We start from the raw sequence: 26,654 nt of genomic DNA on the forward strand, positions 1-26,654 counted from the left end.
CGAAGCGCGCCTGGTCGCGGGGCGCTTCATAACACGGGGCGCAAGTCCTGTTATTTATTGGAGTATCACATGAAAGTAGTAGCCTTCAAACGCGAACTGCAGGGTTCCGGAGCGAGCCGCCGCCTGCGTAACTCGGGCCAAACCCCTGGCATCATCTACGGCGGCACCGAAGCCCCAGTAGCGATCGCCCTGGACCACAACGCCCTGTTCCACGCTCTGAAAAAGAAGCGTTCCACTCGTCGATCCTGGACCTGGAAATCGACGGCAAGGCAGAGAAAGTTCTGCTGCGCGACTTCCAGATGCACGCATTCAAGCAACTGGTTCTGCACGCTGACTTCCAGCGCGTTGACGCCAACAAAAAACTGCACGCCAAAGTCGCGCTGCACTTCGTGAACGCCGAAATCTCGCCAGCAGTCAAACTGCACGGCGCGACCATCAGCCACGTTGCCAACGAACTGGAAATCGAATGCCTGCCAGGCGACCTGCCAGAGTTCATCACCGTTGACCTGACCAACGTGGACGTTGGCCACTCGGTGCACGTTGCCGACCTGTCGCTGCCAAAAGGCGTGACCGCTGTTACCCACGGCAACAACCTGACCATCGCTACCGCTTCGGTACCAGCTGGCCAAGTTTCGGCTGACGCCGCTGCTGAATAATTCAGGGAATTGCTCCCCGGATGAAGAAACCCGCCGCTGGCGGGTTTTTTTGCCATAATTATTTTATTTCACGCGCTTTCCATGCCTATCCGTCTTATCGTTGGCCTCGGCAACCCCGGCCCAGAATACGAACAAACCCGCCACAACGCCGGCTTCTGGCTGGTCGACAACCTCGCCAACGACAGCGGCGCGCGCCTGCAGCGCGACGCCAAATACAACGCCATGTACGCCAAGGCCAGCATCGGTGGCCACGACGTCTACCTGCTGCAGCCGCTGACCTATATGAACCGCTCCGGCCAGTCGGTCGGCGCGCTGTGCCGCTTCTTCAAGATCGGCGCCGACGAAGTGCTGGTGGTCCATGACGAGCTGGACCTGATGCCCGGCATCGCCCGCCTGAAAAAGGCGGCTCCTCGGGCGGGCACAACGGCCTGAAGGACATCACCGCCGCGCTCGGCACGCAAGACTACTGGCGGCTGCGCCTCGGCATCGGCCACCCGCGCACGCTGAACCTGGCGCAGCAGGTGGCCGACTTCGTGCTGCACCGCCCGCGCCGCGAAGACCAGGACCTGATCGAGCGCGCGATCGAAAAATCGCTGCTGATCCTGCCGCAAATCATCAAGGGCGAATTTGCCGCCGCCACCACCAAGTTGCACACCGACTGAAAGGAAACCGATGAAACGCATACCGATCATAGCCTTCCTGGCCGCCGCCAGCGCCGCCAGCGCCGTTGCGCAGGCGCAGGCGCAGGACGCCGGCGCCGTCATCAACGGCATCTACCCGCAGCTGGACGCGGTCTACAAGGACCTGCACGCCAACCCGGAAATCGCCTTCCAGGAAACCCGCACGGCCGCCAGGCTGGCCGGCGAAATGCGCAAGATCGGTTTTGACGTCACGGAAAAAGTCGGCAAGACCGGCGTGGTGGCCATCTACAAGAACGGTCCCGGCCCGCTGGTGCTGGTGCGCACCGAGCTGGACGGCTTGCCGATGGAGGAAAAATCGGGCCTGCCGTACGCCAGCAAGAACGGCGCCGCCCACAGCTGCGGCCACGACATCCACATGACGGCCTGGCTGGGCGCGGCGCGCGCGCTGGTCACGCTCAAATCGCAGTGGAAGGGCACGCTGATGTTCATCGGCCAGCCGGCCGAGGAAACCGTCGCCGGCGCCAGGGCCATGCTGGACGACGGCCTGTTCACGCGCTTCGGCAAGCCCGACTACGCCTTCGCGCTGCACTCGTGGCCGCTGGCCTACGGCACCATCGGCTACAACAGCGGCGCGGTGTCGTCGAATTCGGACGCGATCGAAATCACCTTCAAGGGGCGCGGCGGGCACGGCTCGGCGCCGGACAAGGCGCTGGACCCGATCACGATTGCCGCGCGCTTCGTGGTCGATGTGCAGACGGTGATCAGCCGCGAAAAAGACCCGAAGGAATTCGGCGTTGTGACTATTGGCGCCATCAACGGCGGCACGGTCGGCAACATCATCCCGGACACGGTCAAGGTGCGCGGCACGATCCGCAGCTACACGCCGGCGGTGCGGGAAAAATCCTGGCCGGCGTGCGCCGCATCGCCAACGCCTCGGCCGCGATGGCCGACGCGCCGGCGCCCGATGTCGAGCTGATTCCGGGCGGCGCCGCCATCGACAACGACCAGGCGCTGGTCACGCGCACCGAAGCTGTGTGGAAAAAGCCTTTGGCGAGGCCAACGTCATGCGCGCGCCGGCGATGACCGCCAGCGAAGACTTCTCGCAGTACATCAAGCAGGGCGTGCCGGGCGTCTTCTTCTTCACCGGCGTCTACGACCCGAAAGTGGTGGCGGCGGCGGAAAGGGCGGCCAGCCGGTCGCCTTCAACCACTCGCCGCAATACGCGCCGGTGCCCGAACCGTCGATCAAAACCGCCGCCCAGGCGATGACGCTGGCGGTGATGAACGTGATGCCCAAATAAACCCCGGGTCAGGTCTGACATTCGCACACGGGCTCAACTGCGAAGCAGTTGAGCCCGTGTGCGAATGTCAGACCTGACCCCGGATTGTCATTTTGCGCTGGCAATCCAGCGGTCGACGCGCTGCTCCAGGAGCGGCAGCGGCAGCGTGCCGTCGCCGATTACTACTTCGTGGAATTTCTGGTAGCTGAACTTGTCGCCCAGCGCCTGCTGCGCCCGCGCGCGCAGCTCCAGGATTTTGAGCGAGCCGATCTTGTAGCTCAGCGCCTGCGCCGGCCACACCATGTAGCGCTCGATCTGGTTGCGGGCGCGCGCTTCCGGCCAGCCCAGCGTGTCGGCCAGATAGGCGATCGCTTGTTCGCGCGTCCAGCCCTTGGCGTGCATGCCGGTGTCGACCACCAGCCGCGCCGCGCGCAGCATCTCGGCGTTCAAATGGCCGTAGTGGGCGACCGGATCGTCGTACAGGCCCAGCTCCTTGCCCAGCGTTTCCGAGTACAGCGCCCAGCCTTCGGTGTAGGCCGCGCTGTTCGGATTCTCGGTGCTGAACTTGCGGAAGTCCGGCAGGTCCAACTCTTTGAGCAGCGCCGCGTGCAGGTGGTGGCCGGGAATGCCTTCGTGCAGGAACAGGCTGACCATGTCGACGCGGCTGTATTTCTTCGGATCGTTGACCACCGGCCAGAACACGCCGGGGTGCGAACCGTCGGCCGCCGGCGGCGTGTAGTGGTCGGAGGCGGTGGCGCGCGTCAGCTCGGGTTCCAGATGCAGTTCCAGCTTCGCTTTCGGAACCAGGCTGAAGTAGGCCGGCAGCCTGGCCTGCACTTGCGCGTAGATGGCGCGGTAGGCGTCCAGCACCTGTTCGTCGCTGGCGAAGATGTTGAACCGGGTTTGCGCGCCTATCCATTGCGGCAGCTGCTTCTCAGCACCGTCGTAGCCGAGCTTCGGGCCGAGCGCGGCCAGTTGTTGTTGAATCCGCGCGACTTCTTTCAGGCCTAGCGCGTGCACCTCGTCGGGTGAGAGCGGCAAGTTGGTGCTGTCCTTGATGCGTGCCGCGTACCAGGCCGTGCCGTTCGGCAGCGCGCTCCAGCCGGTGCTGCTGCGGCTGGCGGGCAGGTACTCGTTTTGCAGGAAGTTGACCAGACGCGTCAGTGCTGGCGCGATGCCGGTGTCCACCACCTTCAGGTAGGCCGCGCTGAGCTTCTTCTTGTCGGCGTCGGAGAACGAGGCCGGGAAGCGCGTCGCCGGCGAGTAGTAGACGCTGGTTTCGGGCGTGGCCGCGCGCAGGTTCTGGAACTGCGGCAGCATCGCCACGGTGATCGCCTTCGGCTGCACCACGCCGCTGCGCATGCCTTCCTTCATGTTGGCGATGGCCTGGTCGATCCAGCGCGGCAGCTGGTTCAGGCGGCTCAGGTAATCCTGGTATTGCTTGACGGTGCCGAGCGGCTGCGAGCCGGTGCCGTCGGCGTAGTTGGCCAAGGTGCTCGGCACGTTGTCGAACTGGTTCAACGGCAGCAGATGCTCGGGGAAGGACTCCAGCTGCATCGCGTTGTTCAATTCGTAGGTCAGCAGATCGTAGGTCAGCTGGTCCTGCGCGCCCAGCTGGTCGCGGCGCACATTCATCAACTGCTTTTGCAGCGCGCGATACAGCGTGAACTGCTCGGCGCGCACCTTGGGCGAAATCGCCAGCCCCAGCTGATCGTTATAGCGGCTGTCGCCGTTGGCGGTGGCGAACAGCAGCGGATCGAATTTGCAGCGCGCCGCGTGGAACGCCGCAGCCAGCCTGGCCAGCTGCTTTTGCGCCGCGCTCGTCTTCGCTGCCGTCACCGGCGCCGCCTGCGCCGGCAGCGTGTAAGCACCCGCCAGCATCAGGCTGGCAACCAGAACGGAAGTACGCAGACGGAACATAAGTTTTCCTGAAAGGTGGGATGGCGAAAGAGTCTAGCATCAAAAAAGTTTCGCTCAAAAGCCTGGGTGGGCGGCTCTGGCGTTTGCTATGTTCGCAAGCGAGCCAGGCGGCTAAGCGATGGATTGCAGCAGCGTGCGTACCGCGTCCGGGATCGGCACCGAGCGGTTGCTGGCGCGTTCGACGTAGACGTGGACGAAATGGCCGGCCGCCGCCGGCAGCGGGTCGTCGTTGCGGTACAGCGCGATTTCGTAGCGCACGCTGGCGTTGCCCAGCTTGGCCACGCGGATGCCGGCGTGCACCACGTCCGGAAAGGCGACCGGCGCAAAGTAGGCGCAGCCGCTGTCGACCACGAACCCGACCACCTCGCCCTTGTGGATATCCAGCACGCCAGCCTCGATCAGGAACTGATTGACTGCCGTGTCGAAGTAGGAGTAGTAGACAACATTGGTGACATGTCCAGCTTGACAAAGTAGGGCATGGGCTAGAACTCACTTTTACGCTGTTTGAAATGCAGCCTGCAAAAATCAGCGGTAGCAAAAAAGCAATGCGCTACATCACCTCTACGCGTAGACGTGGCATTGCATATGTTGTGAAAAACAAAACCATGCTACACTAAAAGCAATCTTATTTGTAGCGTGGAATGCTGAGTATATGGATTTTTTTCAGATTCGGATCAAAAATTATCGAAGTATCGTGGATGAAATTAGTCTTGGTTTTGGTAAGAAAGTAACGCTGATTGGACCTAATAACAGCGGGAAAACCAATATCGTAAATGCTATACAAGCATTCTTTTCTGGTATAGAGGAGAATTCATACCAAATTAAAAGGGATTTACCTGTCAATTTTGGCGGAAAACAGACAAGCATAATTGCATCTTTTTCAGCGGATAAAGGCAAAGACGCAGTTTTTTTGAAATTGTATGCCGAAATGCAGAATTGTCTGGAGGCCGAAAATCGGCAGGATGACATATTTCAAATATACCTTTATTATTCCAGCACAGGTAAGCCTGTTTATCAGTTCTTCCCTAACGTAAAAATAAAAAATAAACTGGCTCATAGCTTCAAAACATTGCATCAACGGGCATTGAGGCTTGTATTGGCATCTTTCTGTTGTAAAAGTATACCTTCTGTAAAAGATCCTAGTGCGCTATTTTCCACAATATTGCTTCCTTTTATTAAAAAATCGGTGGCATTAGTTTTGGAGCCCCATCTTCCTAAGATCAAAAGCCAATTAGATGAGATCTCTAATGGTGTAAATTCTGTTCTTAGCGCAAGAAAACTTCCTAATATAAAAACTGCTTTTGATATTAGCGAGACTATCGAAAATACGCTATCTAATTTCGATTTTCAGATCGATGATGGTTTACGAATGTCTGCAAAATCCAAAGGCTCCGGTCTGCAAGCGGCAGCTATATTGGCATCACTTAAGTGGATTGGAGCAGAAGAGAAAAAGCTGGCCGCCAGACAATTTGGCTTCTAGAAGAACCAGAGTCATATTTGCATCCAAATTTAGCAAAATCTTGCCATGAAATTATTGATGATTTAAGCAAGCAGAATTGCGTTGTAATCACTACTCACTCTATCTCCTTCATTGGTCAAGATCCTGCGCATATTTACGAGACTGCAGTAGGTCCAAACGGCACTCTCTTGAAGCAGTGTCGTACTTATTCCGAGGCCACTTCGTCTATTCGTAAAGCTATCGGTTTGCGTTATAGTGATTTCTTCCAGTTAGGCAGCGCTAATATTTTTGTAGAAGGAGTTTCTGATAGGGAAATACTAACATGGGCGCTTAATAAGGTTAAGCCAAATAAAGGGAAAAACCAATTTCCGTTGTTGAGATCTGCGACAATCATGGACTTCACAGGGGTTTCTTCTTTAAAGGACTTCTTGAAACATTCGTATGATTTCATAAGGAACGAAGTAGCAATATTTGTTGTTTTTGATGGTGATGATGCTGGAGTGGAAGCAACTGATGCTTTAAATGGATTTTTTACCAACAAGTCCATACCATTTAATGCGAACAAAGATTACGCTGTGCTCCCTAAAGGCTTTGCAATTGAAGGATTGTTTCCGCAAGAATTTATTAAAGATTTGAATGATAAACATCCAAGTTGGTTTAGGAAATTTAATGCCGATATTCATGGGAATATCCTTGGATTTTCTATACGAGACGGAAACAAGAGTAGTGCACAGCGCGCTCTGATGGCGAAAGCGGAGGAAGAGAGTGAAAAAACAGGAAATTATGTTTGGGCTAAAGAGTTCGTGAATTTATTTCAAGTAGCAGAGAAGCAGTTGGAAACAAAAATTGAAAATCTGGGGCTTAGCTCTTAGCTAGTACTACTCAAGGAGCTATGCATTCATAAATCGGTAGGGAAGTGATTAAATGTCAGATTCACTAAATCAGAATGTAACAGATTATGTGGTTTCAGCCGCGAAGGCTTCGCTTGGCATGGTCCCTTTTGCCGGTTCTCTATTGGCAGAACTTGCTGGGACCATAATTCCAAAACAGCGAGTTGACCGCCTTGTTGATTTCACTCGTAAGCTTGAAGATAAAATTGGTGAACTCGATGAAACAACCATTAGAGCAAAGCTATCTGACGAGAACTTCACTGATTTGCTGGAAGAGTCAGCACGACAAGCCGCGCAAGCAGTAACGGAAGAGAGGCGCCAATATTTAGCTTCTCTACTGGCCTCCGGCATGTCAGAAACTCGCATGTCCTTTGTCGAACGCAAGCATCTTCTTCGGTTGCTAAGCCAAATAAATGACATTGAAGTGATTTGGTTGCGCTTCTATCACTATCCGTATATGAGTGGTGACGAGGAGTTTCGTAGTAAGCATGCATCAATTCTGAAACCGATAATGGCAACACTCGGTAGTGATCAAGAAACTATTGACCAGAGTGCATTGCAAGAAAATTACACAGAACATTTGGTTTCGCTTGGTTTGCTAACACGCCCTCTCCAAGTTGACTCTAAAACCGGATATCCGTTGTTCGACAAAACCACAAAGAACTGGAAAACTCAGAGTGCTCAGACGACCCGGTTAGGCAGGATACTTTTGCGATATATCGGCTTAGATGGAAACTGAGGAGATTAATCGATATATTGCAGCAAGTCACCATAGACATGCGCAACAAGTGCTGAATCAACTTCAGGAGTACCCCTAATGCAAGCATGGCAATTAGAAATTAACTGTCCACTCTGCGGTGTAAAGTTTTCTGTGAGCCGAGCACTTAAGCACAAAAAAGAAGCATCCTGACGTTGAAGCGGATAAATTTATCGCTGAGATCAAGGGGGCGCTAGAACGTGGTGAAAACGTATTCGATACGAAAAAACTTGTGACGGAAACCAAGTTGGCGGGGAAGTCTGCGTTTAGCAAGGATGTACGCGGCTCCGCAAAGTGGTTCACAATTGTTCCAGGAGGAGCTGTTGGATTAGGTAAGAAAAAGTAATATCCTCTAATACTTACCATTTTTCATGTGTACAGCATGCTTTCAAGGGACAGGCCAATAAGTGGCCATTAACACTATAGAGTACTAACGGCCAGTTGTATCCGGTCGAGAGCAGAACGAGACCTGCGTGGCCGCGTTTGGGCTAAAAACTGTTGCATAGGTAAGTCATGCAAGAACACTTTTGAGTGGGAGCGCATCATACTGTGTTTCGACTTCCAGAAGACTAAGGTAGTGGTTAACCCATTTGTTTTTTGAGCGAAGGTACTGGACGAAGATAATTGGATTGCCAGGAGTGCTTTTTGACGCGCTAATATCTACTTGCTGTATCTCCATGCAGTAGGGCTCCCGCCGTACAATTTCCGCAGCCTTCTGAAGGTGAGTGTGATACTGCTTGTATTCTGGTTTTAGATGGTCCAAGGAGATTGCCCCATCGATTATCGGTGCTAGATTTTCTTTGTAGCTCGATACATCCGCAAAAAGATCCTTAATAGGTGCAGACCGAAGTAAATATGAGGAACCTGGGCTTTCAATTTGTTCGTAAGCGACGCCTCTCCCTGCAAGTGCTTCCATAACAGCGAATCGCGTCGTTTCAGGGCAGCGAAGGCCAAAGTACACCTTTCTCACTGCTCGGAAGTCATATTCATGGAGGCCCGGAGGTGTCGTGATGACACGTACCTCCTGTTCATATGACCATGCCGTCGATTTGATACCCAAAATTCTCTGTAGTGTTTCAGCCGTGGATGGAGATTCGAAGAAGTAACCCGTCTGAAAGCTCGGCGCACTATCGCTGTATTTAACGTCAATATAGGTGTGTAGGTTGGGTTCAAATTCAGTCAGTTTCTGGATGTCGTAGCCAACGCAGAATCCATGATGTGAACCACCGTAATGGGACCAGATTAGTTCACTTAATGGGGTGTAGCTAAGAGAGAAAACCCCATATTTGTCGACAAAACCAAGAATTTGATCGAGAGCCATTAACACCTTATCAAACGACTGCGCTGCTGCGGCGGAAATGCTCGGAAGAGCGGTACGAATACCGTCAAGTTGCGAGTCGAGCGAAGACCTATCGAATCGTCCTTCGAACGGATCGTTTAAAGTACTCCGCTGTGCTGCATAAAAGGTAGATTCACGTAACCCTTGGAGATCTCGATCCAAAGTTGTTGCATCACCAGTTCGGTATTTGAAAGCTAATCGTGAAGGTGAGGCATTCATTAGACTGATCGCTTTAGTGATAGAAGGGGCCGTGCATGAATTGAATCGCCACGAGTCTGCTAGACACCCGCGAGCCGTTCAAAATGCCTTCGCTCATACTCTACTGGCGAAAGCCTGTCATTAAATCCGTGACGGCGCTTGGGATTGTAGAACATCTCGATATAGTCGAAGATATCCTGCCTTGCATCATCTCTGGTTGCATAGTTCTTGCGCTTGATACGCTCGCGCTTCAGAAGCTGGAAGAAGCTTTCAGCGACCGCATTGACGTAACAGTTTCCGCGCCGGCTCATGCTGGGTTCCAGCCGATGCGCCGTCAAAAAATCGCGCCAGTCCTTGCTGGTGAACTGCGAGCCCTGATCCGAATGAACCATCACAGGATCGGCCGGTTTGCGTCGCCAAACCGCCATCAGCAGCGCATTCATCGCCAGCTCTGTATCAATCCGCGAACTCATTGACCACCCGAGGTAATCCCCCCAGCAAATGATCGCGTTTAAAAGTAGAATTTTCCAAACTCAGATTTTTGAAAGTTCTGCATGAAGACGTCCCGTTTTACCGATAGCCAGATCATCGCCATCCTCAAGCAAGCCGAGGGCGGATCGCCAGTCCCTGAGTTGTGCCGCGAGCACGGCATCAGCAACGCCACGTTCTACAAGTGGCGTTCCAAGTTCGGCGGCATGGATGCCTCGCTCATGGCCCGCATGAAAGAGCTGGAAGACGAAAACCGTCGCCTGAAAAAGATGTATGCCGAGGAGCGCCTGAAGGCCGAGATCGTCGCGGAGGCACTGGCAAAAAAGTGGTGAAGCCATCTCGTCGACGTGAGATGGCGCAGCACTACGTGGCCGCAGGCCGATTGAGCATCAAGGTCGCGTGCCTGGCCTTTGGCATCAGCCAAACTTGCTACCGCTACGAAGCCAAGCTAAATGCGGAGAACGAAGTCATCGCCGACTGGCTGGTGCGACTGACAAGCAATCAGCGTAACTGGGGCTTCGGTCTGTGCTTTCTGTACCTGCGCAACGTGAAGTCGTTCGGCTGGAACCACAAACGGGTCTACCGGATTTACCGCGAGTTGGAACTGAACCTGCGGATCAAGCCGCGCCATCGCCTGGTGCGCGAAAAACCGCTGCCGTTGGCCGTGCCCACACAGATCAACCAGACTTGGTCGATGGATTTCATGCATGACCAACTGTCCGATGGCCGCAGTATCCGTTTGTTCAATGTAATCGACGACTACAACCGCGAAGGACTCGGTATCGAGGTCGACTTCTCGCTGCCCTCGGAACGGGTCATCCGATCGCTCGACAGGATCATCGAATGGCGAGGTAAGCCACTGGTCATTCGTTGCGATAACGGCCCTGAGTACATCAGCGCTGTAACCTTGGCATGGGCCGCTAAGCGCGGCATCCGCATTGACTTCATTCAGCCCGGACAGCCGCAGCAAAACGCCTACGTCGAGCGCTATAACCGCACAGTGCGCTACGATTGGCTGGCTCATCACCTGTTCGACACGCTCGATGAGATTCAGGATTTTGCAACCCGCTGGTTGTGGACTTACAATCACGACCGGCCCAACATGGCACTTGGCGGCATCACACCGAAACAGAAGCTTGCTTTGGCCGCTTAACCCCTACTTTTGGCGCGCTCTAAAAATGGGGGGATTACCCCGACAACCTGGCGTGAAAACAAGTCGAGTACAACTGCCAGGTATAGCCAGCCTTCATGGGTTCGAATGTAGGTTATGTCCGTCACCCAGACCCGGTTTGGCTCAAGCACGTCAAATTGCCGCTGCAGATGATTCGGTGCCACCACCGACGGCACGCCGCCGCCTTTCCATTTGCGCTTGCCGTATCCGGTCTGCGAGCGCAGCCCCGCCGAGCGCATGATGCGGTGAACGCGATTGACGCCGCATCGCTCGCCCAAGTCGCGCAGGTCGTCGGATACCTTGCGGTAGCTGTAGACCGCGCCGCTTTCCAGCCATGACTGCTTAATGTGGCCCAGCAGGCGCTTGTCTTCCTTGGCCCGCTTGCTTTCTGGCTGAGCGCACCACGCATAGAAGCCGCTGGGATGAACTCCCATCATCTTGCACAAGCGCCGCACCGGAAATTCGTCCTGTACTTCTTGAATGAAGGCGTACCTTACCCGGACGTCTTGGCAAAGTACACCGCGGCCTTTTTCAAGATGTCGCGCTCCTCGGTAACGCGCTTCAACTCGGCCTTCAGTCGCCGCATCTCGTCAGACTGGGCGTCCTGGGCTTTGCGTGCGACTTCGGGCACGCCATACCGCTTTGTCCACGCATAGATGCTGTGGATACTGACGCCAAGTCGCTCAGCGACCTCGGCTGCAGGGTGTCCGCGCTCAAGAACCTGCTTGACCGCAGCGACCTTAAATTCTTCCGTGTAACGCTTCCCACTCATGATTTCTCCTTTGCGTAAATTATGGCTCAGGAGTGTCTACAATGGTCGTGGCGATTCATTCATCATCAAACTCATGTCGAACATCTTTTATGGCCATATTATTCTCTGAACAGAATTATCAACGCTCACCTCTGCCGCTGCCAATTTCGATCCATGAACGACTGAGGTGTCAATTGATACGAATAGTAGCGGCTTTCTTGATGTTGGGAAATCAATGTAACTTGGTTGCCATGATGGCAGATACATTTAAATCCAATAGTCACAAGGAAAAAGTTGACGGTGAGCGTCTGGGGAGAGGTAATTCGAAGACTACGAGTTGCAGATGAGTCAGTTCTGTGCGCCGAGAGGGCTTACTTCGACAGGCGGCCGTGATCGCGTTGTTGGAGAGCGGCTCTAGTTCAGAGCAATGATTCGCTATCAGAGAAAGACTGCCATGCGGCGAGCTATCTTAATATTCATTCGGAAGAAGAAGCGTTGTTGACGAACGGTCGGCTTCGGTGATGATCCAGATTTTCGTTGCCGCACTGAGTTTGTAGCTGGAAAATACGCGCAGGCCTGAACGAACTGCGATATGATTTTGGTGCTGATCATCAGCGCCCAAATCGCCCCAGTCGCCAGTGACGTGTCGATGAATCAGTGCTAGCGGCGATAGACCGAGTTCGGCTATCGCGTTCAGCGCCGCAGGTGTCGCGACGACCTGACCAAGCGCGAACAATGGTGTTCCCTTTTCGAGATTGTCACTCATGGTCTGCCGTCACCTTGATCGAGTGACCGGCCACGATCAGATTGCCGAGCCAGGTATGCAGGTAATCGTTCAGCACACGCTTTGCCAGAATGTCGATATGGCTTCGGTCTGGCGAATACACCGAGTTCGACATATACGCATCGCGGTACGTCAACGCTTCAGCCATGCCGCGATCAAGGTACACCGCTATCGTCATCTCTGGATTGATCACCACGCCACCACCTTCAGCGCGACTATGACCGAGCATGATGATGAGCTTGGTAGGGCTTCGCGTCACCACATCGAAGTGCAACGGCCAGTTTCCATCGACTTCGGACAGGCCCACATCATCGATGCTTTGCAGATCAGGTATCACGTCCAGCAAACGATTGAAGATCTGGCTGTATAGGTTCTCACTGGAGTATCGGCTGCTCATGCCAAACCCAGTTCCTTGACGTCGTCTTGATGACGGAACATATGCACATGCCAGGACACGAAGAAGGCCTTATACATCGCCTGATATTCGAGCGAGTTCATCGGCAAGTTCTGCGATAAGTACGACCACGCAGTGATGAAGGTAAGGTCGTGGGTCAACGGCTTCCGGCTGTTGTTGGTGGTGTAGAGCGAGAGCGTCAGATCTGGCACGACACGACCACCATCGTTAGCTGCCGCTTTGTTCAGTTCGAGCGTCAGCGTTCCGCATCGATGGTATTCAACATTTACCACCAACGGCGGCATTGTTTCGGTTTGTGCTTCGCTCTGATCTTCCAGCGCCTTGATCATCGGTATCAACACGAGCAGTTGCTGGTGAAGTGGTGTACGTACACGCTGGACTTGTTTGGTGGCTTTCATCGCTGTTCTCCGATTGTGAGTAGACGTCGGCGGCGTATTGATCACGCCGCCACCATGGCATCGTGATGGATCAGATCTCGATGATCTGATGAACGATGGCCTGTACCTCACCGGGATTTTTCTTCAGCAGCGATGCGAAACGTGCGACGATCAAACGGTTCTTCTTCGTTTCGATCTTGTTGATCTCACGAACTGCGGCCAGGTCGAGAGGCTTACCAGGCTTGATGTTTTCGATGGTGTTCTTGACGAGATCATTACGCTGCGAGTCGAGAGCTTTGATTGCTTCGCGCAGTTGTTCGGCATTGTCTTTCGCTGCCGGCTTGGCGGCGGCATTGGACTGGGCGTTTTCTGGCAACAGGGTGCCAGCGTTGGTGTCGGCGTTCTTCTTGTCCAGCGTCAGGGTCGGCTTTTTATCTGTGGTGGCGTTCATCGTAAATCTCCTGTGAATTTGTCAAATCGACAAGAGAATTTTATCCAGCCTTTTTCAAAACGTACATTGAAATTATTGCTTTATTTCAACAAATTTCCTTCGATGAGCGCAGAGCACCGGGACAACTCAATTTTAAAATCTCTAAGTGGTAGAACTCTTCAGTTGTCCCGGACCACTGGGCTGTTCAATCATCCTTCATAGAGGTGAAGTTATCGTTTCAAGCACCGCGCGGACATTCTCTGGGATTGGGACAGAGCGATTGCTCTTACGATCTACGTAGACGTGAACGAAATGCCCAGCCGCAGCCGGTTGTTCATCGCCATTCCGATAGAGCGCTAACTCATAACGGACGCTGGAGTTTCCAATCTTCGCGACGCGCACTCCCGCATGCACTGTGTCCGGGAACGAAATCGAATTGAAGTATGAGCATCCAGTATCGACCACCATACCAACGACTTCATCCGAGTGAATGTCGAGGACACCTCTATCGATGAGGAATCGATTCACGGCAGTGTCGAAGAAGCTGTAATAGACCACATTGTTCATATGCTGGTATGCATCGTTGTCCATCCAGCGAGTAGGAATTTCAAGAAAATGGGGGAATTGGGTCCGGGCAGCATCACGCATGGTGTACCTCTATTAGTAGTCAGGAAGGGGCGGCGTAGCCGAGTGGTGTCAAGCTGGACATGTGGCCTTATTCACATGACCATAGATGTCATTGTCCATCCACCGCGTCGGAATGGTCAGAAAGTGGCGGAACTGGTCGCGGCCGGCGTCGCGCATCGTCATGGAGTCTCCTGTTTTTTGAAGAGTGTGGGCAAGGGCGGTACAATGGACCCTTGAACGCTGTCATCAGCGAATTAGCAAGAATATCCAAAAACGCCCCTGACGGGCGGTTTTCATCAGCCGCTTGCCGGCAATATTGATAATTTAAAGGTTCACATGAGTCTCCAATGCGGCATCGTCGGCCTGCCTAACGTCGGCAAGTCCACCCTGTTCAACGCCCTGACCAAGGCCGGTATTCCGGCTGAAAACTATCCGTTCTGCACCATCGAGCCTAACGTCGGCGTGGTCGAGGTGCCGGATCCGCGCATGGCCGCGCTGGCCGAGATCGTCAAGCCGGAACGCATGGTCAACGCCATCGTCGAATTCGTCGATATCGCCGGCCTGGTGGCTGGCGCGTCGCAGGGCGAGGGCCTGGGCAACCAGTTCCTGTCGCACATCCGCGAAACCGACGCCATCGTCAACGTGGTGCGCTGCTTCGAGGACGACAACGTGATCCACGTGGCCGGCAAGGTCAGCCCGCTGGACGATATCGAGGTGATCCAGACCGAGCTGGCGCTGGCCGACCTCGGCACCGTCGAGAAAGCCATCCACCGCGAGCAGAAGAAAGCCCGCTCCGGCGACAAGGATGCGATCAAGCTGGTGGCGCTGATGGAGCGCCTGGTGCCGCACCTGAACGACGCCAAGCCGGTGCGCTCGCTGGGCCTGGACGCGGCTGAAATGCTGCTGATCAAGCCGCTGTGCCTGATCACCGCCAAGCCGGCCATGTACGTGGCCAATGTGTCCGACACCGGCTTCACCAATAACCCGCTGCTGGACCAGCTGACCGCCTACGCCGCCACGCAGAACGCGCCGATCGTTGCCATCTGCGCCGCCATCGAGGCCGAGATCGCCGATCTGGACGACGCCGACAAGGCCGCCTTCCTGGCCGACATGGGCATGGAAGAGCCGGGCCTGGACCGCCTGATCCGCGCCGGCTACAAGCTGCTGGGCCTGCAAACCTATTTCACCGCCGGCGTCAAGGAAGTGCGCGCCTGGACCATCAAGATCGGCGACACCGCGCCGCAGGCGGCCGGCGTGATCCACACCGACTTCGAGCGCGGCTTCATCCGCGCGCAGACCATCGCCTACGACGACTACATCCAGTACAAGGGCGAGGCCGGCGCGAAGGAAGCCGGCAAGATGCGCGCCGAAGGCAAGGAGTACGTAGTCAAGGATGGCGACGTGCTGAACTTCCTGTTCAACGTCTAAGCTGTCCCTTCCGCCGCGGCCGGGCGCGCTGTCGCCCGGCCGCTACTGACACTCTCTACCTATACTCCCATGGCATCCTCCAACGAAAACGTCAGCATGGCGCTGTTCTGCGATTTTGAGAACGTGGCGCTCGGCGTGCGCGACGCTAACTACGACAAGTTCGACATCAAGCCGGTCCTGGAACGCCTGCTGCTCAAGGGCAGCATCGTGGTCAAGAAAGCGTATTGCGACTGGGACCGCTACAAGTCGTTCAAGGCCTCGATGCACGAGGCGAACTTCGAGCTGATCGAGATTCCGCACGTGCGCCAGTCCGGCAAGAATTCCGCCGATATCCGCATGGTGGTCGATGCGCTGGACCTGTGCTACACCAAGTCGCACGTCGATACCTTCGTCATCATTTCCGGCGACTCCGACTTTTCGCCGCTGGTGTCCAAGCTGCGCGAGAATGCCAAGAAGGTGATCGGCGTCGGCGTCAAGCAGTCGACGTCGGACCTGCTGGTGGCCAACTGCGATGAGTTCATTTTCTACGACGACCTGGTGCGCGAGAGCCGCCGCGCCAAGCGCGAGGCCAATGCCGACAGCAAGCCGCAGGTCAAGCGCACGCCGGAAGAGGAGCGCGCGCGCCGCGAGGAGATGGAGAAGCGCCGCAATCAGGCGGTGGAGATCGCCGTCAATACCTTCGAGGCACTGGTGCTGGAGCGTGGCGACAGCGGCAAGATCTGGGCGTCCGTGCTGAAGGAGGCGATCAAGCGCCGCAAGCCGGACTTCAGCGAGTCGTACTATGGTTTCCGCACTTTCGGCAATCTGATCGAGGAGTGCAAGGCGCGCGGCCATCTGGAGTTCGGCCGCGATGAGAAGTCGGGCGCGTATGTGTACCGTGGCAGCGGTGTGGCGCAGCCGGTGAGCGAGACGCCAGCGGCGGCCGATGGCGCCACGCCGACGGCCGATAGCGCGCAGCAGGAATCGCGCCGTAGCCGCAACCGCGGCCGTACTGCCGCCGAGCGCTTTGCCGAACGCCAGGCGCAGCGCCTGACGCAGCAGCAGCGCAGCGCTGCCGCCCAAGCTGACGCCGCGCCGGTCGAGGCAGACGCTGCGGACCCGGTCGTCGCGGACGCGGCGCCGCCTGCCGTCGCGCCGGCGGCCGATCAGGCCGCGCCCGTCCCGGTGGTGCTGGAGCCGGCGCTTGAATTGCCGGCCGCCGCCGCGCCGGCCAAGAAAAAGAATGGCACCAAGCCGCCAGCCCGCAAGCTGAAGAGCGAGGCCAGGAAGGGCCTGACTGCCGCCGAGCCCGGCGCGGTCGCGGTTGCCGTGGAAGTCGCGGCACCGTCCGAGCGTGCCGTGGCTGCGCCAGTCGAGACCGCGCCCGAGGCTGGCGTGGCGGCGGTTGCGCCAGCGCCTGTCGAAGCTGCGCCGGCCGTGGCGGCGGAGGCCAAGCCAGCCAAGGGCCGCCAGAACGCCCGGACGAATGCGAAACCGAACGCCAAGGCCGGCGGCAGGCAAGCCGCCAAGCCGGCCGAGCCGGTTCAGCCGGCTGCGGGCAAACCTGCGGCCAACGCAGCGGCCCCGGCCCAGCGCGACGGCGGCCAACAAGCGGGCGAGGCCCCGGCCCAGCCAAGCGGCGACGCAGCGGCGGCCAGCGCCAAGCCAGCCGCCAAGTCCAGCGCCAGGCCGGCCCGCAAGCCTGCCGCGCGCACGCCGCGTCCGCCGAAGGCCGCCGCGCCAGTCGAGGAATAACATGCCCGTTTTGTCCGCCATCACGCTGTACCCGATCAAGTCCTGCGCCGGCCTGTCGCTGCAGGAGGCCACGCTGACTTCGCTGGGCGTGATGAGCGCGCAGATCTACGATCGTGAATGGATGGTGGTGGACCACAACGGCATGTGCCTCACGCAACGCGAGCATCCGCGCATGGCGCTGATCAAGCCGACGCTCAAGGGCGCCACGCTGGAACTGCGCGCGCCCGGCATGCTGCGGCTGGAGGTTCCGCTCGGCTTGCCGGACCCGGCCACCGCGCCGACGCTGACCACGCACCTGTGGGAGGACACCGTGCTGGCCTATGACTGCGACGCGCTGACCGCCGAGTGGTTCAGCCAGGCCATCGGCGTGCCGTGCCGGCTGGCGCGCTTCCACGCCAACGCCGCGCGCCCGGTCAGCACCAAGTGGACCGGCGGCGTGCAGGCCACCACGATGTTCTCCGACGGCTACCCGATCCTGGTGGCCGGTGAGGCCTCGTTGCAGGACCTGAACCAGAAACTGCTGGCCGCCGGCCGCCAGGCGCTGCCGATGAACCGTTTCCGCCCGAATCTGGTCATCGACGGTATCGAGGCTTTCGAGGAAGACTACGCGGAAAGCTACCTGATCGGCGACGTGCTGCTGAAGCCGGTCAAACCGTGCCCGCGCTGCCCGATGCCGTCCATCGACCAGGACACCGGCCAGTTCGGTCCCGACCCGATGGACATCATGCAAAGCTACCGCGCCAAACCGGAAGTGGACGGCGCCCTGTGCTTCGGCATGAACGCCATTTTGCTTGCCGGGGAGGACCAACATGTGCGCGTTGGACAAGAAATTGAAGTTACCTTGGCTTTTTGATACCCCGGAGCATTCACAAGCGCCTCAACTTGGCGTAATGTGAGGGGGTCTGCAAGAAAGGCCCATTATGACGCACACCGCCACCGGAAAATTTCCGCCCCATACCGATCATGCCGGGCAAGCCCATGATCTGGCGGCCGAAAACCGGGCATTGCGCGCGCGCATGGCCTACCTGCTGGAACAGGCCGAACGCAACCACGCCATCATGACGCGCCACCAGGCGTTCGACCTGGAAATCGTTGGCGCCAGCAATTTCCCTGAACTGGTCGGCACCATCTTCCGCGTGCTGCCGGTCATTTCCGAACTCGATAGCGTGACGCTGACCCTGGTGGACGAGGATGCCGACATCCGCACCGTCATGCTCAAGCTGGATGTAGTCTTTGCCGATTTTCCTGGCCTGATCTTTGTCGAATCGCTCGACCAGCTTGACCTGGACCCGGGGCGCCGCAGCGCCGCCTCGCCGACGCCCAAGCCCATCCTCGGCATGTACGACAAGCTGCGCCATGCGCCGTCGTTCCCCGACGCGCGGCCGGGGCTGCAAAGCGTGGCGCTGGTACCGCTGCTGCGCAACAAGCGCGTCATCGGCAGCCTGAACCTGGGCAGCAACGATCCGACGCGCTTCACGCCCAGCCTCGGCACCGATTTCCTGGAGCACATGGCGTCCATCATCGCCATCTGCCTGGAGAACGTGATCAGCAACGAGATGCTCAAATACATCGGGCTGACCGATTCGCTGACCGGCGTTTATAACCGCCGCTATATCGACCGCCGCCTGCTGGAGGAAATCGCCCGCGCGCGCCGCCAGCAGTATCCGATTTCCTTTATGTACATCGACGTCGACCATTTCAAACGCGTCAACGACACCGTTGGCCACGGCGGCGGCGACGAGGTGCTGCGCGAAGTGGCGGCGCGCATCAAGAACGAGCTGCGCGCCTCGGATGCGCTGGCGCGCTTTGGCGGCGAGGAGTTCGTCGTGCTGCTGATCGACGCCAACCTCGAAAGCGCCGCCTTCGTGGCCGAGCGCATCCGCGCCAGCGTGGCCGGCGCCATGATCGTGCTGTCGCCGTCGCTGCAATTGTCGGTGACGGTGTCGATCGGCGTGGCCTGCCTGGAGCCCGGCAGCGCCGAAGGCGAGGGCGGCGCCATCGCTCGTGCGCTGATTGAACGCGCCGACGAGCTGCTGTACGACGCCAAGGAGAACGGCCGCAACCGCGTGGCCAGTTACCGGAGCCAGGCCGCCTAAGGCTGCCCCGTCATTCCCGCGCAGGCGGGAATCCATGGACCGAGTGCGCATCAGCGCGGCATGGGTTCCCGCCTGCGCGGGAACGACGGGTTAGCGCAGCAGGCGCTGCTCGCCGCGGCTGACCGCCTCGGCCACGCCGCGCAGCACCACCACGTCGCCCGCTTGCAGCACCGTCTCCGGCGTCACCGCGACGCCGCTCATGCCGCGGCGGATGCTGGCCACCTCGGCGCCCGAGCTGGCCACGTCGAGCGAGCCCAGCGAGCGGCCGACGCTGCCGGCGCCGCCGGTCAGCGTGACCGTGTGCAGCCGTTCCAGGTCGGCCTCCTCTTCGACATCGCTCATGCCGTGGAAGTAGCCGCGCAGCGAGGCGTAGCGTTCCTCGCGCGCCGCCTGCACGCGGTGCACCACGCGCCGCAGCGGCACGCCCAGCATCACCAGCGCGTGCGAGGCCAGCATCAGGCTGCCTTCCATCAGCTCCGGCACCACCTCGGTGGCGCCAGCTTCCTTCAGCTTGTCGAGATCGGTGTCGTCGTGCGAGCGGACGATTACCGGCAAGGTCGGCGTCAGCTGGTGCACCTGATGCAGCACCTTCAGCGCCGAGCGCGTGTCGGCATAGGTGATGATGACCGCGCTGGCGCGGTAGATGCCGGCCGCCACCAGGCTTTCGCGGCGCGCCGCGTCGCCGTACGAGACGTGGGCGCCGGCGGTCTGCGCCACCTGCACCCGCTCCGGATCGAGGTCCAGCGCGTGGTAGTCGATTTTCTCTTCGGACAGCAAGGTCGCCAGGCTCTGGCCGCTGCGGCCGAAGCCGCACAGCAGCACGTGCTTGTTGGCCTTCATGGTGCGGCTGGCGATCTTGGTCAGCGCCAGCGACTGCATCATCCATTCATTGCTGGAGAACTTCATGACGATGCGGTCCGACTGCGCGATGATGAACGGCGCCAGCAGCATCGACAGCACCATCGACGCCAGCACCACCTGCACCACATAGGGCGCCATCAGCTGGTGGTCGGCCGCCAGGTTGAGCAGCACGAAGCCGAACTCGCCGGCCTGCGCCAGCGCCAGGCCGGTGCGCATCGACACCCCGTCCGACGAGCCGAACAGCTTGGCCAGGCCGGCGATCAGCGCGAATTTCATCGCCACCGGCAGCAACAGCAGCAACAGCACCAGCCACCAGTTTTCCAGCACCAGGCGCAGGTTCAGCAGCATGCCGATGGTGATGAAGAACAGCCCCAGCAGCACGTCGCGGAATGGCTTGATGTCTTCCTCCACCTGGTGGCGGAACTCGGTCTCGGAAATCAGCATGCCGGCCACGAACGCACCGAGCGCCAGCGACAGGCCGGCGCGCTCGGTGATCCAGGCCGCCGCCATCACCACCAGCAGCAGGTTCAGCATGAACAGTTCCTGCGAGCGGCGCTTGACCACGATGGTGAACCAGCCGCGCGTGACCTTGTGACCGACCACGAACAGCAGGGCCAGCACCACCACCGCCTTCAGGCTGGCCCAGCCCAGCGTCTCGGCCAGCGCCTCGGGGCGCTCGCCCAGTGACGGGATCAAAATCAGCAGCGGCACCACCGCCAGGTCCTGGAACAGCAGGATGCCGATGATCTTGCGGCCGTGCTCGGATTCGAGTTCGAGCCGCTCGGTCAGCATCTTGACCACGATGGCGGTCGACGACATGGCCAGCGCGCCGCCCAGCGCGAACGCGGCCTGCCACGAAATGTGCAGGTGCGGCGGCAGCTGGGTGGCCAGGGTCCAGCCAAAAATCATCGTTGCGACGATAGTGAGCACTACCTGCGCCAACCCCAACCCGAACACGATGGCGCGCATCGCCTTGAGCTTGGGCAGCGAGAATTCGAGGCCGATCGAGAACATCAGGAACACCACGCCGAACTCGGCCAGGCCATGCGTGGTTTCGCTTTGCTCGGCCAGGCCCAGCGCGTGGGGGCCGATCAGGATGCCGACCGTCAGGTAGCCGAGCATCGGCGGCAGGTGCATCATGCGGAAAGCCACCACGCCGAGGACGGCGCTTCCCAGCAACAACAGGGTCAATTCCAGGGGTGAAAACGTCATTTCAACATCGCCAGTAAAAAAAGTTCGTTGTTTGCGGTGCGCCAAGCGCGTTATGTTGTGACTGGCAAGTTTTTTGCTTTCTCAATTCGGCTATACTTGGGCATGAGTGTAACCCATGAAAAAACAATGCTGAAAGTTTTTGATGCAAAAACGGCACTGCGCCTTGCCCGCGACACGCTGCAAAACGAAGCGGACGCCATCAATGCGCTGAACGCCCGCCTGGAGAACGACGACAGCGTGGTCCAGGCCATCTCGCTGCTGCTCAATTGCCGCGGCCGCGTGGTCGTGTCCGGCATCGGCAAGTCCGGCCACATCGGCCGCAAGATCGCCGCCACGCTGGCCTCCACCGGCACGCCGGCGCTGTTCGTGCACCCGGCCGAAGCCGCCCACGGCGACCTCGGCATGGTGACTGCCGATGATGCCTTTATCGCCATTTCCTACTCCGGCGAAAGCGCCGAGCTGATGACCATCCTGCCGGTGGTCAAGCGCATGGGCAGCAAGGTCATCGCCATCACCGGCAAGCCGGGCTCCAGCCTGGCGACCATCGCCGACGTCCACCTGAACGTGGCGGTCGAGAAGGAAGCCTGCCCGATGAACCTGGCGCCGACCACCTCCACCACCGTCACGCTGGCGCTGGGCGACGCGCTGGCCGTGGCGCTGCTGGACCTGCGCGGCTTCAAGGAAGAGGATTTCGCCCGCTCGCACCCGGGCGGCGCGCTGGGCCGCCGCCTGCTGACCCACGTCAAGGACGTGATGCGCAGCGGCGACGCCGTGCCGCGCGTGACCGCCGACGTCAGGCTGACCGACGCGCTGCTGGAAATCACGCAGAAGGGCATGGGCATGACCGCCATCGTCGACGCCGACAACCAGCCGGTCGGCGTGTTCACCGACGGCGACCTGCGCCGCATGATCGACAAAGTGCAGGACTTCAGCAAGGTCATCATCGGCGACGTGATGCACGCCAACCCGCGCACCATTTCGCCCGAGAAAATGGCGGTGGACGCGGTGGCCATCATGGAACAGTACCGCATCAACCAGATGCTGGTGACCGACGCCAACGGCAAGCTGGTCGGCGCATTGCACATCCACGACCTGACCCGCGCCAAGGTGATCTGATGAGCATGACCTATCTCGAACGGGCCGCGCGCGTCAAGCTGATGATCTTCGACGTCGACGGCGTGCTGACCGACGGCAGCCTGCACTACGGCGCCGACGGCGAGGCGCTGAAGACCTTCAACGTGCAGGACGGCCTTGGCATCAAGCTGATCCAGGAAGCCGGCATCCAGACCGCCATCATCAGCGCGCGCACCTCGCCGCAGGTGATCCGCCGCGCGGCCGATCTCGGCATCAGCCATCTGCACCAGGGCGGCCACGACAAGCTGACGCCGTTCCACGCGCTGCTGCAAAAGACCGGCCTGACGGCCGAGCAGGTCGGCTTCATCGGCGACGATGTGGTGGACTTGCCGATCCTCAAGCGGGCCGGCTTTGCCGTCGCCGTGCCGAACGGCCGCCAGGAAGTGCTGGAACTGGCGCACCACACCACCGTCGCCCACGGCGGCAAGGGCGCGGTGCGCGAAGTGTGCGAACTCTTGATGCATGCCCAAGGCAGCTACGTGCGCGTCATGGCACAATTCCTGGTTTGAACAAGGACTAATCATGCGTAAAAGAACAGCACACCGCTGGCAGCTGACGCTGATCATGATGACCGGCGTGTTCGTCGCCGTCGGCAGCTTCTGGCTGGTGCAGGTGGTCAACCAGGCCGGCCAGGGCGCCGGCGCCGACAAGTTCCGCGAGGAGCCGGATTACATCATCGAGCGCTTCAGCACGGTACGCATGAACAAGAACGGCCAGCCGGCCTACATCGTCTCCGGCGACAAGCTGACCCATCACCCGATCGGCGACGTCTCGGTGATCGACAAGCCGTTCGTGCACAGCCTGTCGTCCGAGCAGCCGCCGATGAATATCCACGCGCAGACCGCGTATGTGGACCAGAACAACACGCGCGTGCGGCTCGACGGCAATGTCGACGTGGTGCGGCCCGCCACCAGGCAGGCCCAGGAACTGCGCCTGAAGACCAGCACGCTGACCGTCTACCCGGACGAGGAACGCATGGAAACCACGGCCCCGGTACAGATGCTGGCAGGCACGTCGACCGCCAGCGGCACCGGCATGAAGGCCAACAACGCCAGCCGCCAGATCGAACTGGGCGGACGCGGAACCATTACGATGCCGCCGCGCGCGGCGCACTGAAGGAAGCAATGATGAAGATGAATAAACTGTTACTCTCGGCCGCGCTGGCGCTGGCGGCCTGCGTGGCGCAGGCGGAAAAGGCCGATTCCGGCAAGCCGACCCAGATCACCTTTGACCAGCTCGACGCCGATGACGTCAAGCAGATCAAGACCTTCACCGGCAACGTCGTGCTGACGCGCGGCACGCTGCTGATGAAGTCGCCGAAGGCGGTGGTCACCGAAGACCCGGAAGGCTACCAGTTCGTCGTGCTGCACAGCGGCCCCGGCGTGCAGGCCACGTTCCGCCAGAAGATGGACGGCCCGGGCGACCAGTGGGTCGAGGGCAAGGCCGACCGCATCGAGTACGACAACAAGACCGAGCTGGTGAAGCTGTTCGCCAAGGCCCAGATCAAAAAGCTCGAAGGCCCGAAGACCGCCAGCCAGGTCGACGGCGAATTCATTTCGTATGACAGCCGCAAGGAATTCTTCGCGGTCAAGAACACGCCGAGCGGCGAAACCCAGCCCGGCGGCGGCCGCAGCACGATGGTGATCCAGCCGTCGAGCAAGCAGGCCGCGCCGGCGCCGGCCGCCACCCAGCCTGCAGCGGGGAGATAAGATGGAGCCAAGCTGCGGCAGTACCCTGATCGTCAAAGGCCTGCAAAAAACCTACGGCAAGCGCCAGGTCGTGCATGACGTCTCGCTGCAAGTCGAATGCGGCGAAGTGGTCGGCCTGCTGGGGCCGAACGGCGCCGGCAAGACCACCTCGTTCTACATGATCGTCGGCCTGGTGCCGTCGGACGCCGGCAGCATCGACATCAGCGGCACCGACATTTCCGCGCTGCCGATCCACCGCCGCGCGACGATGGGCCTGTCCTATCTGCCGCAGGAGGCGTCGGTGTTCCGCAAGCTGACGGTGGAAGAAAATATCCGTGCCGTGCTGGAAATCCAGAAGGTGGACGGCAAGCCTTTATCCAAGGCGGAGATCGATGAACGGCTGAATACCCTGCTGGCCGATTTGCAAATCGAAAAGCTGCGCGAGAACCAGGCGCTGTCGCTGTCCGGCGGCGAGCGCCGCCGCGTCGAGATCGCGCGCGCGCTGGCCACCAATCCGCGCTTCGTGCTGCTCGACGAACCATTCGCCGGGGTCGACCCGATTGCCGTGATTGAGATCCAGCGCATCGTGCGCTTCCTCAAGGAGCGCAATATCGGCGTCCTCATTACCGATCACAATGTGCGCGAGACGCTGGGCATCTGCGACCGCGCCTACATCATCAACCAGGGCTCGGTGCTGGCATCGGGCCGGCCGGACGACATCATCGCCAACGAGTCGGTGCGGCGCGTCTACCTGGGTGAACATTTCCGTATGTAAGCCTTACATGAAACAGTCTCTGCAACTGCGCACGTCGCAGCACCTCGCGTTGACGCCCCAGCTGCAGCAGTCGATCCGGCTGCTGCAACTGTCGACGCTGGAGCTGCACCAGGAACTGGAACAGCTGCTGACCGATAACCCGCTGCTGGAGCGCCTCGACGATCCGCTCGACCACTCGCTGCGGCTGCTGGCCGACGGCGCCATCAGCCCGCAGGCGCCGGCGGCCGAGGCGCCGGCCGAGGGCCCGCCGCAGGGCGACGCCCCGGCCGCCGAGGCCGACGCCTACGACGGCCCGGCCGCCGACACCGAAAGCACCACGCCCGAGGCCGACATGGACTGGGGCGATTCCGGCCGCAGCAAGAACAGCGACGACGAGGACGCGCGCCCGCAACTGGAGGCGCACCACCGCACGCTGCGCGAACACCTGATGGAACAGATGCGCGTGACGGTGCTGGCAACGCGCGACCGCGCGCTGGTCGAACTGATCATCGACGGCCTCGACGAGAACGGCTATCTGGAGGAGTCGCTGGACGACATCCACGCGCGCCTGCCGGAAGAGCTGGAAGTGGAGGGCGCGGAATTGCAGACCGCGCTGAAGCTGCTGCAAAGCTTCGATCCGGCTGGCGTCGGTGCGCGCAGCGCCGCCGAATGCCTGGCGATCCAGATCCGGCGCTTGCCCGGCGTGCCGCTGGTGACGCGGCGCATGGCGCTGGCCATCGTGGAAAACCACCTGGCCTGGTTCGCCCAGCGCGACTTCAACAAGCTGAAAAAAGCGCTGCTGTGCGATGACGAGGACCTGCGCGAAGCCCAGGCCGTGATCCGCCAGTGCAATCCGCATCCGGGCGCGGCCTTCGCGTCGGACGTGTCCGATTACGTGGTGCCGGATGTGATCGTCAAGAAATCGCGCAACGGCTGGCAGGTCAGCCTGAACAACGACGTCATGCCGCGCCTGCGCGTCAACGCCATGTACGCCAACCTGCTCAAGCAGGGCAAGGGCGAGGGCGCGATGGGCGCGCAGTTGCAGGAGGCCAAGTGGCTGATCAAGAATATGCGCCAGCGCTTCGACACCATCCTGCGCGTGGCGCAAGCGATAGTAGAAAGACAAAAGAACTTTTTCTCGCACGGCGCCGTTGCCATGCGTCCCCTTGTGCTTCGCGAAATTGCTGATACACTGGTTTTACACGAGAGCACAATTTCTCGGGTAACAACTCAAAAATATATGCTGACCCCGCACGGCATGTTTGAGTTGAAATACTTCTTTGGTAGCCACGTCGCCACCGAAGCTGGCGGGGAAGCAAGTTCGACGGCGATACGTGCGTTGATAGTGCAATTGACAGGAGCTGAAGACCCGAAAAATCCTTTATCCGACAGTAAGATTGCGGACATGCTGGGAGAACAGGGCATGGTGATTGCGCGACGCACTGTGGCCAAATATCGCGAAGCTCTCAAAATCCCTCCAGTCAGCCTCCGCAAGTCTTTGTAGTTACCTGGTTCCTGCACGCCCGGCCGCAATGGGCAACGCACGAACCGTCAGAAGCGACTT

Annotated in this window: 22 protein-coding genes and 6 pseudogenes; 17 read left to right on the forward strand and 11 right to left on the reverse strand. The window is 59.2% G+C overall.

The window, feature by feature from the left end; genetic code table 11:
• The first annotated feature begins 69 nt into the window (after positions 1-69).
• From ACRQ5J_RS03775 to ACRQ5J_RS03785, 3 pseudogenes are all read left to right on the forward strand, one after another.
• Positions 70-656 (forward strand): annotated as a pseudogene (locus tag ACRQ5J_RS03775) (50S ribosomal protein L25/general stress protein Ctc).
• 81 nt (positions 657-737) lie between these two features.
• Positions 738-1,318, forward strand: a pseudogene (pth, locus tag ACRQ5J_RS03780) (aminoacyl-tRNA hydrolase).
• Positions 1,319-1,328: 10 nt separating this feature from the next.
• Positions 1,329-2,597 (forward strand): annotated as a pseudogene (locus ACRQ5J_RS03785) (amidohydrolase).
• 87 nt (positions 2,598-2,684) lie between these two features.
• Here the strand turns inward: ACRQ5J_RS03785 and ACRQ5J_RS03790 are convergent.
• Complete coding sequence (locus ACRQ5J_RS03790) at positions 2,685-4,496, reverse strand: DUF885 domain-containing protein (RefSeq protein WP_432381190.1); 1,812 nt, start codon at positions 4,494-4,496, stop codon at positions 2,685-2,687.
• 111 nt (positions 4,497-4,607) lie between these two features.
• A pseudogene (locus ACRQ5J_RS03795) lies at positions 4,608-4,955 on the reverse strand (acyl-CoA thioesterase); the annotation flags it as partial.
• Between the two features lie 193 nt (positions 4,956-5,148).
• Between ACRQ5J_RS03795 and ACRQ5J_RS03800 the strand changes: the two are divergent.
• From ACRQ5J_RS03800 to ACRQ5J_RS03810, 3 genes are read left to right on the forward strand one after another with little or no spacing between them, the layout of a single operon-like run.
• Positions 5,149-5,976, forward strand: a complete 828-nt coding sequence (locus ACRQ5J_RS03800) for an AAA family ATPase (protein WP_432381191.1) — start codon at positions 5,149-5,151, stop codon at positions 5,974-5,976.
• A complete protein-coding gene (locus tag ACRQ5J_RS03805; protein ID WP_432381192.1) occupies positions 5,925-6,827 on the forward strand; it encodes an ATP-dependent nuclease in 903 nt (300 codons plus the stop codon). The genes ACRQ5J_RS03800 and ACRQ5J_RS03805 overlap by 52 nt, the downstream gene beginning before the upstream one ends.
• Before the next feature lie 52 nt (positions 6,828-6,879).
• Entirely contained in the window at positions 6,880-7,584 is a 705-nt protein-coding gene (locus ACRQ5J_RS03810) for a hypothetical protein (RefSeq protein ID WP_432381193.1), read from the forward strand.
• 529 nt (positions 7,585-8,113) lie between these two features.
• Here ACRQ5J_RS03810 and ACRQ5J_RS03815 read toward each other — a convergent pair.
• Both ACRQ5J_RS03815 and ACRQ5J_RS03820 read right to left on the reverse strand, forming a co-directional pair.
• A complete protein-coding gene (locus ACRQ5J_RS03815) occupies positions 8,114-9,160 on the reverse strand; it encodes a DUF2971 domain-containing protein (RefSeq protein WP_432381194.1) in 1,047 nt (348 codons plus the stop codon).
• Positions 9,161-9,219: 59 nt separating this feature from the next.
• Positions 9,220-9,624: pseudogene (locus tag ACRQ5J_RS03820) on the reverse strand (IS3 family transposase); the annotation flags it as partial.
• 69 nt (positions 9,625-9,693) lie between these two features.
• Here ACRQ5J_RS03820 and ACRQ5J_RS03825 point away from each other — a divergent pair.
• Positions 9,694-10,781, forward strand: a protein-coding gene (locus ACRQ5J_RS03825) for an IS3 family transposase (RefSeq protein ID WP_432379136.1) whose coding sequence is annotated in 2 segments (ribosomal slippage) — positions 9,694-9,955 and positions 9,955-10,781 — 1,089 coding nt in all. Because the reading frame shifts where the segments join, the coding sequence is not laid out codon by codon here.
• Positions 10,782-10,819: 38 nt separating this feature from the next.
• On the opposite strand, the pseudogene ACRQ5J_RS03830 reads toward ACRQ5J_RS03825, so the two are convergent.
• The 6 genes and pseudogenes from ACRQ5J_RS03830 to ACRQ5J_RS03855 all read right to left on the reverse strand — a co-directional run.
• A pseudogene (locus tag ACRQ5J_RS03830) lies at positions 10,820-11,571 on the reverse strand (IS3 family transposase); the annotation flags it as partial.
• 448 nt (positions 11,572-12,019) lie between these two features.
• A complete protein-coding gene (locus ACRQ5J_RS03835) occupies positions 12,020-12,316 on the reverse strand; it encodes a hypothetical protein (RefSeq protein ID WP_432381195.1) in 297 nt (98 codons plus the stop codon).
• Positions 12,309-12,731: a DUF1249 domain-containing protein gene (locus ACRQ5J_RS03840; protein ID WP_432381196.1), complete on the reverse strand. Its 423-nt coding sequence runs from the start codon at positions 12,729-12,731 to the stop codon at positions 12,309-12,311. Before ACRQ5J_RS03840 ends, ACRQ5J_RS03835 begins: the two co-directional genes overlap by 8 nt.
• Entirely contained in the window at positions 12,728-13,147 is a 420-nt protein-coding gene (locus ACRQ5J_RS03845; RefSeq protein WP_432381197.1) for a hypothetical protein, read from the reverse strand. Before ACRQ5J_RS03845 ends, ACRQ5J_RS03840 begins: the two co-directional genes overlap by 4 nt.
• Positions 13,148-13,217: 70 nt before the next feature.
• Positions 13,218-13,577, reverse strand: coding sequence for a hypothetical protein (locus ACRQ5J_RS03850; protein WP_432381198.1), 360 nt, complete (start codon positions 13,575-13,577; stop codon positions 13,218-13,220).
• Positions 13,578-13,772: 195 nt separating this feature from the next.
• Entirely contained in the window at positions 13,773-14,204 is a 432-nt protein-coding gene (locus ACRQ5J_RS03855; protein ID WP_432381199.1) for an acyl-CoA thioesterase, read from the reverse strand.
• Between the two features lie 315 nt (positions 14,205-14,519).
• Between ACRQ5J_RS03855 and ychF the strand changes: the two genes are divergently transcribed.
• The 4 genes from ychF (at position 14,520) to ACRQ5J_RS03875 (ending at position 19,441) form a co-directional block, all read left to right on the forward strand.
• Entirely contained in the window at positions 14,520-15,611 is a 1,092-nt protein-coding gene (gene ychF / locus ACRQ5J_RS03860; RefSeq protein WP_432381200.1) for a redox-regulated ATPase YchF, read from the forward strand.
• Between the two features lie 69 nt (positions 15,612-15,680).
• Positions 15,681-17,345, forward strand: coding sequence for an NYN domain-containing protein (locus ACRQ5J_RS03865; protein WP_432381201.1), 1,665 nt, complete (start codon positions 15,681-15,683; stop codon positions 17,343-17,345).
• Between the two features lies 1 nt (position 17,346).
• Positions 17,347-18,198: an MOSC domain-containing protein gene (locus ACRQ5J_RS03870; protein ID WP_432381202.1), complete on the forward strand. Its 852-nt coding sequence runs from the start codon at positions 17,347-17,349 to the stop codon at positions 18,196-18,198.
• Positions 18,199-18,265: 67 nt separating this feature from the next.
• The gene (locus ACRQ5J_RS03875; protein WP_432381203.1) at positions 18,266-19,441 is read left to right on the forward strand and encodes a DUF484 family protein; all 1,176 of its coding nucleotides are present in this window, start codon (positions 18,266-18,268) and stop codon (positions 19,439-19,441) included.
• Between the two features lie 90 nt (positions 19,442-19,531).
• Here the strand turns inward: ACRQ5J_RS03875 and ACRQ5J_RS03880 are convergent, their stop codons facing one another.
• Positions 19,532-21,514, reverse strand: a complete 1,983-nt coding sequence (locus tag ACRQ5J_RS03880; RefSeq protein WP_432381204.1) for a cation:proton antiporter — start codon at positions 21,512-21,514, stop codon at positions 19,532-19,534.
• 126 nt (positions 21,515-21,640) lie between these two features.
• Between ACRQ5J_RS03880 and ACRQ5J_RS03885 the strand changes: the two genes are divergently transcribed.
• Genes ACRQ5J_RS03885 through ACRQ5J_RS03910 form a run of 6 tightly spaced genes read left to right on the forward strand, consistent with a single transcriptional unit; the run spans position 21,641 to position 26,594 of the window.
• Positions 21,641-22,630 carry a KpsF/GutQ family sugar-phosphate isomerase gene (locus tag ACRQ5J_RS03885; protein WP_432381205.1) on the forward strand — a complete coding sequence of 330 codons (990 nt, stop codon included), beginning with the start codon at positions 21,641-21,643 and terminating at the stop codon, positions 22,628-22,630.
• Positions 22,630-23,157: a KdsC family phosphatase gene (locus ACRQ5J_RS03890; protein WP_432381206.1), complete on the forward strand. Its 528-nt coding sequence runs from the start codon at positions 22,630-22,632 to the stop codon at positions 23,155-23,157. Before ACRQ5J_RS03885 ends, ACRQ5J_RS03890 begins: the two co-directional genes overlap by 1 nt.
• Before the next feature lie 13 nt (positions 23,158-23,170).
• Entirely contained in the window at positions 23,171-23,764 is a 594-nt protein-coding gene (gene lptC / locus ACRQ5J_RS03895; protein ID WP_432381207.1) for an LPS export ABC transporter periplasmic protein LptC, read from the forward strand.
• A gap of 11 nt (positions 23,765-23,775) precedes the next feature.
• A complete protein-coding gene (gene lptA / locus ACRQ5J_RS03900; protein WP_432381208.1) occupies positions 23,776-24,357 on the forward strand; it encodes a lipopolysaccharide transport periplasmic protein LptA in 582 nt (193 codons plus the stop codon).
• A gap of 1 nt (position 24,358) precedes the next feature.
• The gene (lptB, locus tag ACRQ5J_RS03905) at positions 24,359-25,111 is read left to right on the forward strand and encodes an LPS export ABC transporter ATP-binding protein (RefSeq protein WP_432381209.1); all 753 of its coding nucleotides are present in this window, start codon (positions 24,359-24,361) and stop codon (positions 25,109-25,111) included.
• A gap of 7 nt (positions 25,112-25,118) precedes the next feature.
• Positions 25,119-26,594, forward strand: a complete 1,476-nt coding sequence (locus ACRQ5J_RS03910) for an RNA polymerase factor sigma-54 (protein ID WP_432381210.1) — start codon at positions 25,119-25,121, stop codon at positions 26,592-26,594.
• The last annotated feature ends 60 nt before the right edge of the window (positions 26,595-26,654 follow it).

This window comes from Duganella sp. P38, assembly GCF_050859475.1.
In the GTDB taxonomy this organism is placed as follows: domain Bacteria; phylum Pseudomonadota; class Gammaproteobacteria; order Burkholderiales; family Burkholderiaceae_D; genus Rugamonas.

Coding starts and splice junctions, on each gene's coding strand:
- ACRQ5J_RS03855 (WP_432381199.1), bottom strand. CDS start 14,204: ATGCGTGATGCTGCCCGGACCCAATTCCCCCATTTTCTTGAAATTCCT.
- ACRQ5J_RS03815 (WP_432381194.1), bottom strand. CDS start 9,160: ATGAATGCCTCACCTTCACGATTAGCTTTCAAATACCGAACTGGTGAT.
- ACRQ5J_RS03910 (WP_432381210.1), top strand. CDS start 25,119: ATGAAACAGTCTCTGCAACTGCGCACGTCGCAGCACCTCGCGTTGACG.
- ACRQ5J_RS03810 (WP_432381193.1), top strand. CDS start 6,880: ATGTCAGATTCACTAAATCAGAATGTAACAGATTATGTGGTTTCAGCC.
- ACRQ5J_RS03850 (WP_432381198.1), bottom strand. CDS start 13,577: ATGAACGCCACCACAGATAAAAAGCCGACCCTGACGCTGGACAAGAAG.
- ACRQ5J_RS03790 (WP_432381190.1), bottom strand. CDS start 4,496: ATGTTCCGTCTGCGTACTTCCGTTCTGGTTGCCAGCCTGATGCTGGCG.
- ACRQ5J_RS03885 (WP_432381205.1), top strand. CDS start 21,641: ATGCTGAAAGTTTTTGATGCAAAAACGGCACTGCGCCTTGCCCGCGAC.
- ACRQ5J_RS03880 (WP_432381204.1), bottom strand. CDS start 21,514: ATGACGTTTTCACCCCTGGAATTGACCCTGTTGTTGCTGGGAAGCGCC.
- lptC (WP_432381207.1), top strand. CDS start 23,171: ATGCGTAAAAGAACAGCACACCGCTGGCAGCTGACGCTGATCATGATG.
- ACRQ5J_RS03890 (WP_432381206.1), top strand. CDS start 22,630: ATGAGCATGACCTATCTCGAACGGGCCGCGCGCGTCAAGCTGATGATC.
- ACRQ5J_RS03800 (WP_432381191.1), top strand. CDS start 5,149: ATGGATTTTTTTCAGATTCGGATCAAAAATTATCGAAGTATCGTGGAT.
- ACRQ5J_RS03870 (WP_432381202.1), top strand. CDS start 17,347: ATGCCCGTTTTGTCCGCCATCACGCTGTACCCGATCAAGTCCTGCGCC.
- ACRQ5J_RS03835 (WP_432381195.1), bottom strand. CDS start 12,316: ATGAGTGACAATCTCGAAAAGGGAACACCATTGTTCGCGCTTGGTCAG.
- ACRQ5J_RS03840 (WP_432381196.1), bottom strand. CDS start 12,731: ATGAGCAGCCGATACTCCAGTGAGAACCTATACAGCCAGATCTTCAAT.
- ACRQ5J_RS03875 (WP_432381203.1), top strand. CDS start 18,266: ATGACGCACACCGCCACCGGAAAATTTCCGCCCCATACCGATCATGCC.
- ychF (WP_432381200.1), top strand. CDS start 14,520: ATGAGTCTCCAATGCGGCATCGTCGGCCTGCCTAACGTCGGCAAGTCC.
- lptA (WP_432381208.1), top strand. CDS start 23,776: ATGAAGATGAATAAACTGTTACTCTCGGCCGCGCTGGCGCTGGCGGCC.
- ACRQ5J_RS03865 (WP_432381201.1), top strand. CDS start 15,681: ATGGCATCCTCCAACGAAAACGTCAGCATGGCGCTGTTCTGCGATTTT.
- lptB (WP_432381209.1), top strand. CDS start 24,359: ATGGAGCCAAGCTGCGGCAGTACCCTGATCGTCAAAGGCCTGCAAAAA.
- ACRQ5J_RS03845 (WP_432381197.1), bottom strand. CDS start 13,147: ATGAAAGCCACCAAACAAGTCCAGCGTGTACGTACACCACTTCACCAG.